We start from the raw sequence: 14,895 nt of genomic DNA, 5'->3' as shown, positions 1-14,895 counted from the left end.
TTGTCTTGTCAATGAGTAACAAAGTTTAATTTAAAAAAGAAACCATGAAATTTAATTACTTCAACAAGCAAAAAAATGTTATTTCAAATTATGAAGGAGCAAAAGCTTATAAAACGAATCCTGAAATGGAATTATATTCAGCCGTGGTAACAACAGGATTAAACGATGTTACTTACGAAAAAAACACGGATCGTTTAAAACGTATTCAAAAGTTAATTCAAAAATGCAATCCAGAATTTACAGCAAAATTAGCAATATATACTCGTAACCAAATGTATATGCGAAGCATACCAATGGTTTTAACAGTTGAGTTAGCGAAACAAGTTCAAGGCGATAGTTTGATTAAAAACACCGTAAAAAATGTGGTAAAACGTGCAGATGAAATCACCGAGTTGCTAGCTTACTATCAATTGGCAAACGAACGAAAAGAAACTAAAAAGTTAAACCGCTTATCGAAACAAATTCAAAAAGGTTTGGCATTATCTTTTAATTCTTTTGATGAATACCAATTTGCAAAATACAACCGAAATGGAGAAGTGAAATTACGCGATGCATTATTTTTAGTACATCCAAAAGCAAAAGATGAAAACCAACAAGAAGTATTCAATAAAATTGCAAACAATACTTTAGAAACGCCATATACTTGGGAAACAGAGTTGTCTGAAATAGGTCAAAGAAAATATGAAAATGGAAAAGCAAAAAATGTAGCTTTTACACAAACTTGGGAAAAGTTAATAGATAGTAATCGTATGGGATATATGGCTACAATGCGAAACTTACGAAACATTATTGAGGCTCAAGTTTCAAGTGAACATATAGATAAAGTTTGTGCTTATTTAAGCAATGAAAAAGCGGTAGCTAATGCAAAACAATTGCCATTCCGATTTTTAGCAGCTTATCGAGAAATTAAAGTTTTGAAGTCTCGCTATACAACTAGAATTTTGGAAGCATTGGAAGATGCTGTGATGCAAACTGCTCAAAATATTAAAGGCTTCGATAGTAATACAGCTGTTGTAATCGCTTGTGACGTTTCTGGATCCATGCAGAAACCTATTTCAGCAAAAAGTAAAATACAATTGTATGATATTGGTTTAATGCTTGGTATGCTAATGCAATCACAATGTAAAAACGTAATCAGTGGTATGTTTGGTGATACTTGGAAAATTATTAATATGTCCAAACGAAATGTATTAGCGAATGTTCAAGAGTTTTATCGTCGTGAAGGAGAAGTAGGATATGCTACTAATGGCTATTTGGTAATTGAAGACTTAATCAAACGAAAAGAAATCGTAGATAAAGTTATGTTATTTACCGATGTACAATTATGGAATAGCAACCGAACCAATGATACCATGGAAAATTCTTGGAACAAGTATAAACAAATCGCTCCAAAAGCTAAATTATATTTGTTTGATTTAGCAGGTTATGGACAAACACCTTTAGATATTAAAAGAAATGATGTGTATCTAATTGCTGGTTGGTCAGATAAAATATTTGATGTATTAGACGCTCTTGAAAATGGAGATAGTACGTTAACAAAGATTAAACAAATTGAAGTATAGTAGCAAATTACCGCAGTTGTAAATATAAATTGCGGTAATTTCAAACAATGAAAAATAATTGCGTAGTGAAAGAATAAATTTGCAATAGGTATAAAGAAAAGATGTCGTAAAAAAGAGATCCTTCGAAACTAAGACAGATAGGTAGGTTCGATTCCTACACTTGTTTAAACTATCAGGGATAGTACTCAAGATAGCTTAATGGCAAAAGCATCAAAGCCTTTTTTTGCTTTTTACTCTTTTCTTTTTGAAATTAAATGACTAATCACTAATCACTAAATAAACAAGTGCCGTAGATAAGTGTTACTTCGCTTTTAACGACGTGGTCGCGGGTTCGATTCCCGTCTCTTCCACAAAAAATAACAAATGGGAGAGTAGCTCAGCGGTAGAGTACGATTCACTTATCGCTTTTTGCCTTGTTACTTTTAAATTATAAACTAAAATGTAATGATTAGGACTAATGACTAAAAACTAATCACTAAAATACATCTAGTGTCGTAGAAAAGAAATACTTCGATTTAGGATCCAGTAATTCAGGTTCGAATCCTGATTCCGTGAGGAGTCGTCTAATGGTAGGACGCTGCAATAGTATCTTTTCGATTTTTATCTAGATTTTATATATTAAAAAAAAATGAAAAATTATAAACGAATATTAAAAGGTGCATTCTATTAAGTTTAACTTAATGGAATAGTATGAGAAAATTTAAAAGATTTAAAAAAGCATTTGGTAAAGACAAAATGGGTAGTATTTCTTTTCCAACTAAAATGTCTAATGTACAATTATCAAGAATTAAGAATGGGGAAGATAGAGGTTGCTCTAGATGTTTTCCACATGGTTGGGAAACATCAAATTCAACGGATAAAAACAACCAACGTAATTGGAAAAAGTTTAGAAAAACACAATGGAAGATTGATGATAAAAAATTAGAAGTTTTATATATAAATAAAAAAACTAAGTACTAACAGCTAATCAATAAATACTAAAAAACATCAAGTGTCGTAGAAAAGAATTACTTCGATTAAGGGTACAACGTTTCAGGTTCGATTCCTGATTCCGAAAGGAATGGTGTAATGGTAACACTCTGTAATATAGTGTCTTTTCGAACATTACCTTGGTTTATTATGGTCTATTTTCCGTCAGTTCGAGTGTTTTTAATGAAACAGCGTGGAATTAAAAATGTTTCGAGAACTCTTGTACTGAAAACAAAACTTCTCGATGCGCGTCATACTCAAATTGAAGTTGATGGTGTAAAGAAAAAAAATTAAATCATAACCGTCAGTTCGAGTATTTTTGTGTAGAGCAACGGAACAAAAATGTATCGAGAACGCGTGTATTAAAAACAAAACTTTTCGATGCACGTCATACTCAAATTGACGTTAATTGAGAAAATTAGAAATAAAGAATTAACACGAATAAGAAGTACAATTCGTATTCAATAAAATATAAAAATGAAAAAAACACCAAAACTAACACTTCTAATAGGTTGTCCAGCATCTGGGAAAAGTACGTATGCAGAATGGTTAGTTAAGTCAGAACCTAAAACCTTTAGAATTAGTAGAGATGAAATCCGATTTTCCCAATTCCAGGAAAGTATGGATGAAAATGCAGAAAAAATTATTACTAAATTAGTAAACGAACAAGTAAAAACATTGCTATCCAATAACTGGAATGTAGTTTTAGATAATTGTCATGTAAAAAAAGACTATATAAAAACGGCAATTAAAGATTATCAAGATTTGGCTGATATCCAATTCAAATTATTTGATGTGCCTTTGGAAGAATTATTGGAAAGAAATGAAAAAAGAAGCAGAGTTGTTCCAAAATCTGTTATTGAAGGAATGTACAAGCAATTGGAAAACTTAAAAACTAATTTTGATTTTGAACCTATTAAAAAAACAAGAAGAAAAGATTTAGAATATGCTATTCAAGATGCAACTTTGCCAAAAGCTATTATTTGTGATTTAGATGGAACACTGGCTTTAATGAGTGGAAGAAATCCTTTTGATGCCAGTAAATGTGATGAAGATGTATTGAACGAACCCGTTGCGAATGTATTGAAAAATTATAAAAATTTAGGTTACACTATTATTTTACTTTCTGGTAGAGAAGACAAATATAAAGAACCTACATTGCGATTTCTTGAAAAATATGCCATTGAATACGATCACTTATTTATGAGAAAATCTAAAGACAGTAGAAAAGATAGTATTATAAAAACCGAATTATTTAATGAAGAAATAAAAGATAAGTTTTATATTGAATTTGTTTTAGATGATAGAAATCAAGTAGTAGATATGTGGCGAAAAGAGCTTAAATTACCTTGTTTTCAAGTATATTATGGAGATTTTTAACTTTTACCCGACAGTTTCCAAAAAACTGTCGGGTAATTATAATTCCTTAAATGCATAAAATTGTTTTTACACAAGCATCCATATAAACCTTTTATTCAGCCCAATACTGAAAAATTAATTGTAGGTACTTTACCACCTCCACGATTTTCGACTGGTAAACTTTTAGAAAAAGACGTCGATTTTTGTTATGGTAGTTATTACAATTCCCTTTGGTTGTATATCGATGCAATACATCATCTAAATCTGAGATATGATAATTCTATAGAAGCTGTAAAACAAAGAGAAGCGTTTTTAATCAAACATAAAATAGGTGTTTGTGATATAGTTGAAAGTTGTGAACGTTCAAAAATTGATGCTTCCGATTTAGGTATGGAAAACGTGATCCTAAGAAACCTAATACAATATCTTACAGGTTATCCTGCAATTACTACATTACTCTTTACTGGTGGAAATAGTAAAAACGGACCTGAATATTTTTTTAGAAAACAACTTAAATTGTATGGTAAGAAGTTAGAATTAGTTTCCGATGAAATACCAAGAATTCATCAATTCACTTTGCCTTCTATTTATCCAAAAGAAAAAGATACGAATCGTATCATACAAACTGTTTCATTAACTTCTGTTTCTGGAGCAGCAAATATTTCTATTAGTAAAATTCCTTTGTATCAGAATCTAAAAAAACAAAATCCAGCTTTCAATACTTTTGATTTTAGAGTCATGCAATACCGTAATTTCTTTTAAACTTCGTTACATTTTTACAGCGTAAAATAATTGCGTATCTAAGTTTTACTTTTACTTTAAATCCTTTAAAGATGAAAACATTTCCTTATACTTATTATTTTTATGGTTCAGCTGATTCTACCGACAAAGATGTTATAATAGTTGTTCCAAAGAAAGATATGCCAAATACACAAGAAGAAAGGAAAAGACTTGTATTGGAATTACAACATCAATATAATCTTTCATGGAATGCTACTTTGGCTGTTATTGAAAATAACGTGATGACAGATACTATATATACTAAATCATGGATAGATTCATTAAATAATGCATTGCTAAGGACATATGATTTGCATGAACAACATTTTCCTTTGTTGATTTGCCAAGTGTTAAAGCGAAATAAAACACTAGCCATTTATAAAGCAGTTCGTACAATTTTAACCTTTTTGACAAGAACAAAATATAGAACAGAAATCAAATCAGTGCTTAAAGGGGTTCATGATTTTAATCTTAAAATAAAAGTTCTCAAGAGAATAGATTTCATTAGTTTGAATTCTTTTAACCAAAAAAATGCTACTGATTTAGATATATGGAAAATAATTACTTTTTATGTTGTCCAAAATAAAGCATTATTAATCGAAGATATTGAAATATATACAAAAAAAGAAGCTGTGGATTATGCTCCAGAATCATATCGTCTTGTTTATAGGAAAAATCTACATGAAAAAGATAAAATCTTCTTACAAAATACAATTTTAGAATGGCTTTCTATAATTGAAAATTTTGGAATTTTTAATTCAATGAATGGTATGTTACAATGTAATAATGAATTAATAGACATGATCAATGAAAAATACTAATACTCCTTATCATTTTTTTGGTTCAATTGATTCTAACGATTATGATGTCGTTTTTTTTATTGAAGAAATGCCAAATACAATTTTAGAAAAACTAAGTCTTAGTAAAGAACTGAGTCAAGAAATAGCTTTAAAATATTCTGAAAAGCTAATAAACGCTAATCTAGCCGTTGTTAAAGCAGGTGAGATTGTTTCTGTTTATAAAGGAACACCTGACGAACTCAACAATGCTATTTTGAGTACCTATCATTTACATGCACAGGAGTATGAACTTCTAATAAAGCAAAAACTACCTAGAAATTTACATTTAAAAATGATACGTGGCTTACGAATGATTTTATCTTTTATCTCTAAAACACAATATCGAACAATAGTGAAACAAGCTTTACAGCAAGATATTTATGCTAAAATGGATGTTTTAAAAACAATTGATTTTAATGAAATAGAAGATTTTGGAAAAGGAAGTAATCCTTTGGATTTGAAAAAATCATTAGCTTTTCAATTAGGACAAACTTTGGCTTTGTACGATAATAAGGAAGCATATACTAAAGATGAGGTTGCCACTTTTTATCCAGAATTGGCAATATATTTAAGAAGAGATTCAAATACAACTATGCGATCTATTCAAAAGTATATTCATCTTTTTATTCATGCTGTTGAAAGTGAAATCCCTAAAATGGAACATACAACGGAATAGGGTTTTAAAATATACGCAAAATAACTGCGTAAATAGAATGCAACTTTGTGCTATTAAAAATTAAAGTTATGAATAAAGCTTTATTGCAACAAATGATTGATGAAGGATACATTAAAGTAAATAAACACCCTGAATGGGATTTATTTATATACAACTATTCTCAAACTGTCCAATTTGAAAGGCTTTGGAATGAAGTAACCTTAGCCTGTCGTGGTATTATTATGGATGGTAATCAAAATATTGTTGCAAGACCATTTCCTAAGTTTTTTAATTTGGGCGAACAAGAAGGTGTCGAAATTCCTAAAACCTCTTTTGAAGTTTATGACAAGATGGATGGGTCGTTAGGTATTTTGTATTGGGTTAACCAAATACCGTATATAGCAAGTAGAGGTTCTTTTACTAGTGAGCAAGCGACAAGAGGAACAAAATTACTTCATACGATTTATAAAGAAAATTGGAAACATCTAAATCCAAACAAAACCTATTTATTTGAAATTATTTATCCAGAAAACCGTATTGTTCTAGATTATGGTACAGCTGAAGCTTTGGTTTTATTAGGAATTATCGAAATAGCTTCAGGAAAAGAATTGCCTTTGGAAGACATTGGTTTTCCTATAGTTGAAAAATACGATGGAATTGAAGATATTTTGACTTTAAAAAATCTCGAAAAAGAGAACAAAGAAGGTTTTGTAATTAGATTTGAAAATGGTTTCCGAATGAAAGTCAAATTTGATGAATATGTTCGTTTGCATCGAATTATTACGCAATTAACCAGTATTGATATTTGGGAACATTTAATGAATAAACTGCCTTTAGATGAAATAATAGAACATGTTCCAGATGAATTTTTTAATTGGGTGAAAAATAAAATGAATACTTTAAATGAAGAATTTCAAATAATTGAAAAACAGTGTAAAAACGACTTTAAAATATTAGAAACAAGAAAAGAGACAGCAGCTTATTTTTATACTTGTCAATTTCCAGCAGTACTTTTTTTAATGTTAGATAATAAAAGCTACGAACATGAGATTTGGAAAAGAATTCGTCCTACTTTTGAAAAACCGTTTATGAATAGCGAAGAAAAATAAACAATGTTTTTGGATTATATTAGTATCTAAGCCCAAATGTTATTTTCACGTCACTTCGAGTTTTTCAAAATTTCTAATTTTGAAAAGTATCGAGAAGCCGTTTTAAAATGAATTTTAATTTTTAAAAGATGTCAAAACAAAGCAATAGAGGGAAAGAAGCCAAAGATGATTTCTTTTTTTCAACACCAAAATTTCTAGCGGCAATACAAGAAGCCTTATTGGATATGCATTACTTGCTGTCTCGTGGTTATTCTGAAAAAAATGCCTTATCAATTGTGGGTAATCGTTATAAATTAGCCAGTCGCCAACAAAAAGCGGTACAAGGTATGAGTGTTTCAAAAGAACAATTGCTTCTTAGAAAAGAGAAGGAAGTAAAATACGAGAATTTAGCAAATAAAAAGCTGGTAATCGATGGATTTAATTTGCTCATTTTATTAGAAAGCACGCTTTCGCAAGCGTATATTTTTAAGGGTTTAGATGGTTGCTACCGCGATTTATCGAGCGTACATGGAAATTATAAAACGGTTAATCAAACAGAACAAGTAATACGTTTAGTTATAGATTTTTGTAAAGAAAATAAATTAGATGTTGTACTTTGGATTTTTGACAAGCAAGTTTCTAATAGTGGAAGAATAAAAGCCAAAATAGAAGCTATGGCAAAAGCAAATAAGATGCGATGGGAAGTTCGTTTAGAAGATAATGCAGACCAAATTTTAATACAGACTGAGGCTATTGTAGTTTCTTCTGACAAAATGGTATTGGATTATGCTAACCAATGGTTTAATTTAGCTAGTCATTTAATAGAAAAGAAAATTGCATCTCAAACTATTTTTGAAAGTAATATAAAGATTTAAATACGATAAATAACATGAGTCTTCAGCAAAAAATACAGGCTATATTGTTAGAGTCTAAGACTTTTTTTTCTTTAGAATGGAAAAGGAAACACGGTACTTTTTTGGAAGAAGAGATACAATTTCTTTTCTCTAAAGAATTGGTAAAACGGTTTAATGAAATTCCTAACGCTGTCAGATTGCCTTTTTTTGAAGAAGAAATTATTCAAAATTATCCAGATGTAGTATCTCAATTTAAAGCGGTTTTCACCAATGAAAATGAAATAGATAACAAAGAGATTTGTACTTTAATTGAAAACACGCCATTTTCTGTTATTTTATGGTTAATGGGGCAGCGTATCACTTCAGCAAGTAAACAAGACGAAGAAGCAATTCCACCAATCCATAAAATACTTTTAGAAAGTTGTTTCCAGCCTTTGAACAAAGAAACAACAGTAGTAGTAAAAGCTTGGGAAAAGCATGTAGGTCGTTATCCAGAAAGTATTTTCGAAACTTTAAAAGGTAATCAGAAAGAAAAAGAAATCACGATAAGTAAACAAATTGATTACATTATAGAAAATCAAACCTGGTGGAATATCTTTTATCATTATAAGCACGGTTTGGTCTATGAAATACGCATGGAAAATGGTCAAGGTATGCGTTGGACAAGTGATGGTAAGCAATTTATCGGTTTTTTGGAACAATTTTTAAATGAATAATGTAATAGTGTAGAATAATTGCGTACTTATTTTTGAATATTTGTAAAAAATAATTTATCGGGCTATCTTCTATTAAATTTAGCTATTACAAAAACGATAACTAAACGAAAATATGCAGTTTTAAATAAACAAAATGAATTCAATAGATACTAAATATAATTTTACGCAAGAAGAATGGGAGAATTGTCTTAAAGTATTGACAATCTTAAAAGATAATCCTTTGAATAATCCTGAAAACAATCGATTTGCAACTTTGATTACTAAGATTCATAAAAAAGCGAAGAAAAATTTGCGTAATGATAGCTATAAAAGTAAAAAAGAAACCGACTTAGAAACTATTTTACAAACTACTTTATCGCAAAAAGCAATAGAAGGTAAAACACTTTATGCAGATCAAAAAAAAGCATTAGCCCCATTTTTCACTGAATTAAATTTGCCTAAAAAATGTTATTGTTGTAATGTTAGTTATAAAATGGCTCATGAATATTATAACAGATTATGTCCAATTTGTGCCACAGAAAATTATGAGAATAGATTTCAAAATATAAATTTAGAAAACAGAAATGTAATACTCACTGGAGGTCGAGTTAAAGTTGGTTTTGCTACCGCTTTAAAGTTATTGAGAAGTAAAGCGAATGTAGTCATAACTTCACGTTTCCCTGCGTTAGCTCTAAAGCAATTTGAAGCAGAAAACGATTATGAAGAATGGAAAAATCAACTAGTAATTTATGGATTGGATTTAAGAAATCTAAAAGCAATCCATAATTTTATCGAATTTTATAAATCAAAATATACAACTTTGGATATTTTGATTAACAATGCCGCACAAACTATTAAATATCCAGATGAGTATTATTTACCTATGGTGAAAGAAGAAGAAAAGCTAATAGAAAAGTACCAGAATGTAGTTAATTTAATAGCAAACAAAACACCCATTTCAAAAGAAATTAAAGCTTTAGAATATAATGTTTCAGAATTTACAGAAATTCAATTAAATCGATTTGGTCAGCCTATTGATGCAAGAGAAAAAACAAGTTGGAATTCTACTCTGAATGAAGTTTCATTACATGAATTGGTTGAAGTGAATTTAATTAATCAAATGGCTCCATATTATTTAATAAAAGAGTTTAAACCTTTATTGTTGAATTCAACATTTAATGAGAAGTTTATTATTAATGTAACTTCTTCTGAAGGCATATTTAGTTATACAAATAAAACTACGTTTCACCCACATACAAATATGACTAAGGCAGCCTTGAATATGTTGACTCTAACTTCAGGAAAAGAATTTGCTAATGATCAAATCTATATGAGTTGTGTTGATGTAGGTTGGATTTCAACTGGTGCAAAAGAAGAGTTAAGAAAAAAGCAATTTGAAAAAGGATATATTCCACCTTTAGATTCTGTTGATGGAGCAAGCAGAATAGTTCATCCAATTATTGAAGGAATAAAAGGAAATTATCTTTATGGTGTACTACTTAAAAATTATAAAGTGGCATCATGGTGAATAATACAACACTATAGTTTAATAGGAAAAACGATTGCTCTGCAAGCTTTAGTTTCAGGTTCGAATCCTGATAGTGTTTATGAAGGTGTTAGTTTAATTGGAAAAATGTCCATACCAAATGGGATATACAAGTTCGAGTCTTGTACACCTTCTAAAAATGGGAATAATAGTTCAATTGGAAAACGTCAGAATGCTAATCTGAAGATGCGAGTTCGAGTCTTGCTTATTCCCCTTTTATATAAAATTTCTATGAGCGAAAAATAATTGCGTACTTATTTTTAAACATTTGTTGAAAATAAAAACAAATGAAAAATCTCTATAATAAAGGGCCTTATCGCGGTTATGAACGTGCTAAACATCTGCGCCCATATTGGAAAAAAAATGCAAATAGAAAATGGCGCGCTACTGAAGAAGCAGTAATAGAGGAAACAGTTGCTTTAGACCAAAACGATACAAATGCCATTAGAAATCCTGTAGTCAAAAAGAAACCTAAGAAAAATATTAAAGTTAAAATAAAATTTATAGAACATAATGACAGAATTTCCTCTGTTTATACAAGCTATAGATCTTATAAACAATTAGAAGATGCAATAAAAAGAAATAATGTTATTGAAGTCTTCTTTAAAACAAACAAGAAAACGCCATCTGGAAGGCATTACCAATATGAATAATTATATAGATATAGGAATTAACTTAACGAATAAACAATTCCAAAATGATAAAGAAAACATTATTAACAAGGCGATAAGAGCAGGAGTTTCAAAAATAATTCTTACCGGAACAAGCGTAAAAGGAAGTCAAGAAGCTTTTAACATTACAAAAGATTTTCCTACTATTTTATACAGTACAGCAGGTATTCATCCACATGATGCTAAAAGTATGGATAACCAAAGCATTGTTAAACTTAAAGAATTATTAAAAAATAAAGAAGTAGTAGCAGTAGGAGAGTGCGGACTCGATTTTGATCGAGATTTTTCTCCAAGACCCCAACAAGAAAAATGTTATCAAGCACAATTAGAATTGGCTTGCGAAGTGCAAAAACCGCTTTTTCTCCACGAAAGAGCCGCATTTGATAGATTTATAGCTATTACAAATGATTTTTTACCACAACTGCCTAAAGCTGTTATACATTGTTTTACAGGAACACTTACAGAAGCAAAAGTCTATTTAGATAAAGGCTTTTATTTAGGTTTTACGGGTGCAATTACTGACAAAAAAAGATTTGCTCATTTAGAAGAAGTAATACAATATGTTCCACTAGATAGAATGATGATTGAAACGGATGCGCCCTTTATGTTGCCTAAAAATGTACCCGAAATAAGTCTAACAAAATACCACGAACGCAGAAACGAACCATCTTTTTTGCCCTATGTAGCGCAAACAATTGCTAGCTTCAAAGAGATTTCTTTAGAAGTAGTAGCTTTGGAAACCACTAAAAATACTAAAGAGTTCTTCGAGATTTACTAGAATATTTATTAATAACTATTTATTAAATTGTAGTAATTAATTTTAAACAGTTGTCACATCGAGCGGAGTCGAGATGTTATTCATTAATTGATTACTAAAAAGAATATTGACTAAGAATGGTCTTCCATTTGAAAAGTTATGTTTTTTATATTAATGCAAGATTCTTTAAGCATTAAAAGTATATTGAAACGATAAATGAGTTCCAGTTTCTGTTGGAACAACCACAAAAACACCTTGAATAGCTTGCATTCGCAATTCCATATTGGTTAAACCATTTCCTTTTATAATTTCCTTTGAAAATCCCAAACCATCATCTATAACATCAATCTTAAAGTAAGTAGTAGTTTGCTCAAATCGAATGTTACTATTTTTTGCTTTACTATGCTTGTACACATTATGAACCGCTTCTTTTACCACTAAGAAGAGGTTTCTTCTCGCTTTTACAGGTAAATTGGTTTCATTGTCAAGGATTTTAGAATCAAATTGTATGTTTATGTCCGTTTTATCCAAAAAACGCTCTACATAGCCAATTGTATAATTTAGAAAATTACCAATGGTGTCATTTTGAGAATTCAAACTCCATAGAATTTCTCTCATGGCCACATTCATATCTTCAGAAGTGGCAATAATAGCCTCAATATCTTCGGAATAAGTATTCATTGGGATTTTATATTTTAAAAATTCAGCCTGTAATTTAATGGCAGAAATTCCAGCACCTAAATCGTCATGCATATCTCGAGAAATACGTTCTCTTTCGATTTGAATGGCTTTTTGTCGTTCCAATTCTTTTTGTAACAATTGATTCTGAAATTCAGCTTCTTTAATTTGATTTTCCTGCTGTTGAATGAGTTGTTTTTTGTTATACACAAGAACCACCATAATGATAAAACCTACAAATACAAGCATTATGACAATGGCAATGATGTAAGTAAGTTTCATTTCATGTGGAAGTTCTTTCATTGAGATTATTTTTTAATTAAATATTTGTATTTTTCTAAACCTATGAAAAATAAAGAATACATTATTATATTAACTACGGAGCTAATTTTTTTTAAAATAGCTAGGAAATAGCTATCTTCCTTCTGAAATAAATACATTGGGGAAATTCTAAAAATGATATAAGTACTCCATAAAAGTAGAGCTGTTGCAATCCAAAAATTAGGGTCATTGGTAATTTTATCTTTAACAGGTAGTTTGAATTTTTGATTGAACCAAAGAAGAGAATTAAAAATATAAAAAATCGCAACAATTAGACCTAATGATATTACAAAATCTGTGCTTAAAAAATCAATAAAAATAAAGATATATAGTAGTATTATAAAAGTAGTTATAAATAGTATCTTTTTTAAGTTTATAAAGAATATTTTAGAAAAGTAAAAGCAGAAAAAAAGTATACTGAAAATAGAATATAAATTAAAATATATAGCAAAGTCTTGCTCTTGCAAACATGTTTTAACAAAACCATAGGTTTCTAAAAAAAAAGTAACAAATAAATATATAGCTAAATAGTTTTGGGTACGAAACGAATATTTCATACCCAAAACTATTGCATTACAAGTTGTTAAAAATAAACAAACAATGTATAAAAATAGTAATGTTAGCATTTATTTAGGGATAAATAGTACCGAAGTCGTAGCCTATACTTACAATAGTATTATTATATATGTCTTTAACATTAGCATGAACAGAAAAAGATATTTTGTTATTAATCTTTTCATAATTTGGTAAATGATTACCATTAGAATCAATATCACTATATTGAATAAAATTGAATTTTAAATTATCTATTTTAAAATGTAATTCCAAAGTATCAATATAATTTTTTACTATTTCTAAATCATAGTAAACCATTTTTGTTTCACAATTTATATTCTGAATCAATCTAGAGTTAATTCCAGAATTAAAATTATTTATAAATTTATTAAAGTCATTTAAATTACTTTCAACAAATAATTTAGAATTTAAAACATAAAGTTTATCTTCTTTTTCAACTTCAAAAGTTTTAGTATTAGAAAATGTCATTCCAAAATTTATTGCATCATGTTCTTGAATTAAATAAAATTTACAAAAATTAGCATTTTGACTATTTTTAGCAATTAAATACTTAAATAAATTGATATCTATGGAAAAATCCTCAACTAAACCAGGAATAACTTTTGTTAAAGCTTTATATTTAAGTACAAATAATTCTTCTTCTTCGGGTTTAATTTTTTTATAAAATGAAATAGATTCAATTGAATGTGTTCTTTTTACTTTTGTTTCCATAATTTCTAGTTTTTGTGGTTTAACTTATTAATGGCTTCAATTTTGTTATTTACCTGCAACTTTCTATAAATATTGCCAATATGTTTTTTCACGGTGTCGATAGTCACACATTTTTTATCGGCAATTTCTTTATACAAAAGGCCTTCTGCTAGCCATTCCAGCACTTCTCTTTCCGTTGGGGTAAGTAACGCAATGCTTTGAACCGTTATTTTAGATTCTTGAAAATGATGTAAAACACGTTTGGCAATCGTAAAACTCATAGGTGCGCCTCCTAAATGGGTTTCTTGAATGGCTTGTATTATTTTTTCCATGGGTTCGCCTTTTACCAAATAACCACTAGCACCTGCTCGTAAAGCAGAGAAAATCTTTTCATCTTCTTCAAAACTGGTGCACATGATAAACTGGGTATGAGGCATGGTTTCGGTTAGTTGGAAAACAAGATCAATACCTGATACATCTTGTAATTGAATGTCCATTAAAACCACGTCTGGTTCTATACTTTCCAATTCTAATAAAGCCGTTTTGCCGTTGTAAAACTGAGCTATGCATTCCATATCTTTTTGAAAGGCAATGATTTTTTGCAACGCTTGGTTGTAATTCTTATCATCTTCTACTATAGCCACAGTTATTTTCATGTCGTTTCATTTTCATTACAAATTTGAAGAATAAATAAACTACTCACAATTACCCTTTTGTGTAATATTTCTAAAAATCATTTTAAATATACAAATCTTACTACAAAAATGGAATGTGTATGCTATTTTTTTATTGCCATAGTAAAATATCACACAAAAGGGTAATTGATTGGTATAGTGTTGTGTAGGTATTTTTGGA

The 14,895-nt window shown here is 29.3% G+C and carries 15 protein-coding genes and 3 tRNA genes; 15 read left to right on the top strand and 3 right to left on the bottom strand.

Translation table 11 applies throughout. From position 1 onward, the window contains the following. Positions 1-44: 44 nt before the first annotated feature. From HALO113_RS01995 to HALO113_RS01925, 15 genes are all read left to right on the top strand, one after another. The gene (locus HALO113_RS01995; protein ID WP_159777423.1) at positions 45-1,562 is read left to right on the top strand and encodes a TROVE domain-containing protein; all 1,518 of its coding nucleotides are present in this window, start codon (positions 45-47) and stop codon (positions 1,560-1,562) included. Positions 1,563-2,252: 690 nt separating this feature from the next. Continuing rightward, positions 2,253-2,522 (top strand): phosphate ABC transporter substrate-binding protein, encoded by a 270-nt coding sequence (locus tag HALO113_RS01990; protein ID WP_159777422.1) that lies wholly within the window; start codon positions 2,253-2,255, stop codon positions 2,520-2,522. Between the two features lie 486 nt (positions 2,523-3,008). Continuing rightward, a complete protein-coding gene (locus HALO113_RS01985) occupies positions 3,009-3,911 on the top strand; it encodes an AAA family ATPase (protein WP_159777421.1) in 903 nt (300 codons plus the stop codon). Between the two features lie 60 nt (positions 3,912-3,971). Continuing rightward, complete coding sequence (locus tag HALO113_RS01980; protein ID WP_159777420.1) at positions 3,972-4,652, top strand: uracil-DNA glycosylase family protein; 681 nt, start codon at positions 3,972-3,974, stop codon at positions 4,650-4,652. Positions 4,653-4,723: 71 nt separating this feature from the next. Then, positions 4,724-5,491, top strand: a complete 768-nt coding sequence (locus tag HALO113_RS01975) for a hypothetical protein (RefSeq protein WP_159777419.1) — start codon at positions 4,724-4,726, stop codon at positions 5,489-5,491. Continuing rightward, on the top strand, positions 5,478-6,185 hold the full coding sequence (locus tag HALO113_RS01970; RefSeq protein ID WP_159777418.1) for a hypothetical protein: 708 nt from the start codon (positions 5,478-5,480) through the stop codon (positions 6,183-6,185). The genes HALO113_RS01975 and HALO113_RS01970 overlap by 14 nt, the downstream gene beginning before the upstream one ends. Positions 6,186-6,253: 68 nt before the next feature. After that, on the top strand, positions 6,254-7,273 hold the full coding sequence (locus HALO113_RS01965; RefSeq protein WP_159777417.1) for an RNA ligase: 1,020 nt from the start codon (positions 6,254-6,256) through the stop codon (positions 7,271-7,273). Between the two features lie 128 nt (positions 7,274-7,401). Continuing rightward, the gene (locus tag HALO113_RS01960) at positions 7,402-8,127 is read left to right on the top strand and encodes a DUF434 domain-containing protein (RefSeq protein ID WP_159777416.1); all 726 of its coding nucleotides are present in this window, start codon (positions 7,402-7,404) and stop codon (positions 8,125-8,127) included. A 14-nt stretch (positions 8,128-8,141) separates the two neighbouring features. Further along, positions 8,142-8,822: a hypothetical protein gene (locus tag HALO113_RS01955; protein WP_159777415.1), complete on the top strand. Its 681-nt coding sequence runs from the start codon at positions 8,142-8,144 to the stop codon at positions 8,820-8,822. Positions 8,823-8,955: 133 nt separating this feature from the next. After that, on the top strand, positions 8,956-10,329 hold the full coding sequence (locus tag HALO113_RS01950; protein WP_159777414.1) for an SDR family oxidoreductase: 1,374 nt from the start codon (positions 8,956-8,958) through the stop codon (positions 10,327-10,329). A gap of 7 nt (positions 10,330-10,336) precedes the next feature. After that, a tRNA-Ala gene (locus tag HALO113_RS01945) sits at positions 10,337-10,408 on the top strand. 2 nt (positions 10,409-10,410) lie between these two features. After that, positions 10,411-10,482, top strand: a tRNA-Trp gene (locus HALO113_RS01940). A 7-nt stretch (positions 10,483-10,489) separates the two neighbouring features. After that, positions 10,490-10,560, top strand: a tRNA-Ser gene (locus tag HALO113_RS01935). A gap of 74 nt (positions 10,561-10,634) precedes the next feature. Continuing rightward, positions 10,635-11,000, top strand: coding sequence for a hypothetical protein (locus HALO113_RS01930; protein ID WP_159777413.1), 366 nt, complete (start codon positions 10,635-10,637; stop codon positions 10,998-11,000). After that, positions 10,993-11,796: a TatD family hydrolase gene (locus tag HALO113_RS01925; RefSeq protein WP_159777412.1), complete on the top strand. Its 804-nt coding sequence runs from the start codon at positions 10,993-10,995 to the stop codon at positions 11,794-11,796. Before HALO113_RS01930 ends, HALO113_RS01925 begins: the two co-directional genes overlap by 8 nt. Before the next feature lie 165 nt (positions 11,797-11,961). On the opposite strand, the gene HALO113_RS01920 is transcribed toward HALO113_RS01925, so the two are convergent. The 3 genes from HALO113_RS01920 to HALO113_RS01910 form a co-directional block, all read right to left on the bottom strand. Next, positions 11,962-12,756, bottom strand: a complete 795-nt coding sequence (locus HALO113_RS01920) for a sensor histidine kinase (RefSeq protein WP_159777411.1) — start codon at positions 12,754-12,756, stop codon at positions 11,962-11,964. Positions 12,757-13,404: 648 nt separating this feature from the next. Continuing rightward, a complete protein-coding gene (locus HALO113_RS01915; protein WP_159777410.1) occupies positions 13,405-14,061 on the bottom strand; it encodes a hypothetical protein in 657 nt (218 codons plus the stop codon). A 5-nt stretch (positions 14,062-14,066) separates the two neighbouring features. Continuing rightward, positions 14,067-14,696, bottom strand: coding sequence for a response regulator transcription factor (locus HALO113_RS01910; RefSeq protein WP_159777409.1), 630 nt, complete (start codon positions 14,694-14,696; stop codon positions 14,067-14,069). Positions 14,697-14,895: the final 199 nt, after the last annotated feature.

It is taken from the genome of Flavobacterium sp. 9AF, assembly GCF_902506265.1.
Classification (GTDB): domain Bacteria; phylum Bacteroidota; class Bacteroidia; order Flavobacteriales; family Flavobacteriaceae; genus Flavobacterium.
The sequence above is the reverse complement of the archived record's forward strand: the minus strand, read 5'-3'. Positions and strand labels throughout refer to the sequence as shown.

What these genes read in the sequence shown, in the direction of transcription:
- HALO113_RS01995 (WP_159777423.1), top strand. Translation starts at nt 45, where the DNA reads ATGAAATTTAATTACTTCAACAAGCAAAAAAATGTTATTTCAAATTAT.
- HALO113_RS01990 (WP_159777422.1), top strand. Translation starts at nt 2,253, where the DNA reads ATGAGAAAATTTAAAAGATTTAAAAAAGCATTTGGTAAAGACAAAATG.
- HALO113_RS01985 (WP_159777421.1), top strand. Translation starts at nt 3,009, where the DNA reads ATGAAAAAAACACCAAAACTAACACTTCTAATAGGTTGTCCAGCATCT.
- HALO113_RS01975 (WP_159777419.1), top strand. Translation starts at nt 4,724, where the DNA reads ATGAAAACATTTCCTTATACTTATTATTTTTATGGTTCAGCTGATTCT.
- HALO113_RS01970 (WP_159777418.1), top strand. Translation starts at nt 5,478, where the DNA reads ATGAAAAATACTAATACTCCTTATCATTTTTTTGGTTCAATTGATTCT.
- HALO113_RS01965 (WP_159777417.1), top strand. Translation starts at nt 6,254, where the DNA reads ATGAATAAAGCTTTATTGCAACAAATGATTGATGAAGGATACATTAAA.
- HALO113_RS01960 (WP_159777416.1), top strand. Translation starts at nt 7,402, where the DNA reads ATGTCAAAACAAAGCAATAGAGGGAAAGAAGCCAAAGATGATTTCTTT.
- HALO113_RS01955 (WP_159777415.1), top strand. Translation starts at nt 8,142, where the DNA reads ATGAGTCTTCAGCAAAAAATACAGGCTATATTGTTAGAGTCTAAGACT.
- HALO113_RS01950 (WP_159777414.1), top strand. Translation starts at nt 8,956, where the DNA reads ATGAATTCAATAGATACTAAATATAATTTTACGCAAGAAGAATGGGAG.
- HALO113_RS01930 (WP_159777413.1), top strand. Translation starts at nt 10,635, where the DNA reads ATGAAAAATCTCTATAATAAAGGGCCTTATCGCGGTTATGAACGTGCT.
- HALO113_RS01925 (WP_159777412.1), top strand. Translation starts at nt 10,993, where the DNA reads ATGAATAATTATATAGATATAGGAATTAACTTAACGAATAAACAATTC.
- HALO113_RS01920 (WP_159777411.1), bottom strand. Translation starts at nt 12,756, where the DNA reads ATGAAAGAACTTCCACATGAAATGAAACTTACTTACATCATTGCCATT.
- HALO113_RS01915 (WP_159777410.1), bottom strand. Translation starts at nt 14,061, where the DNA reads ATGGAAACAAAAGTAAAAAGAACACATTCAATTGAATCTATTTCATTT.
- HALO113_RS01910 (WP_159777409.1), bottom strand. Translation starts at nt 14,696, where the DNA reads ATGAAAATAACTGTGGCTATAGTAGAAGATGATAAGAATTACAACCAA.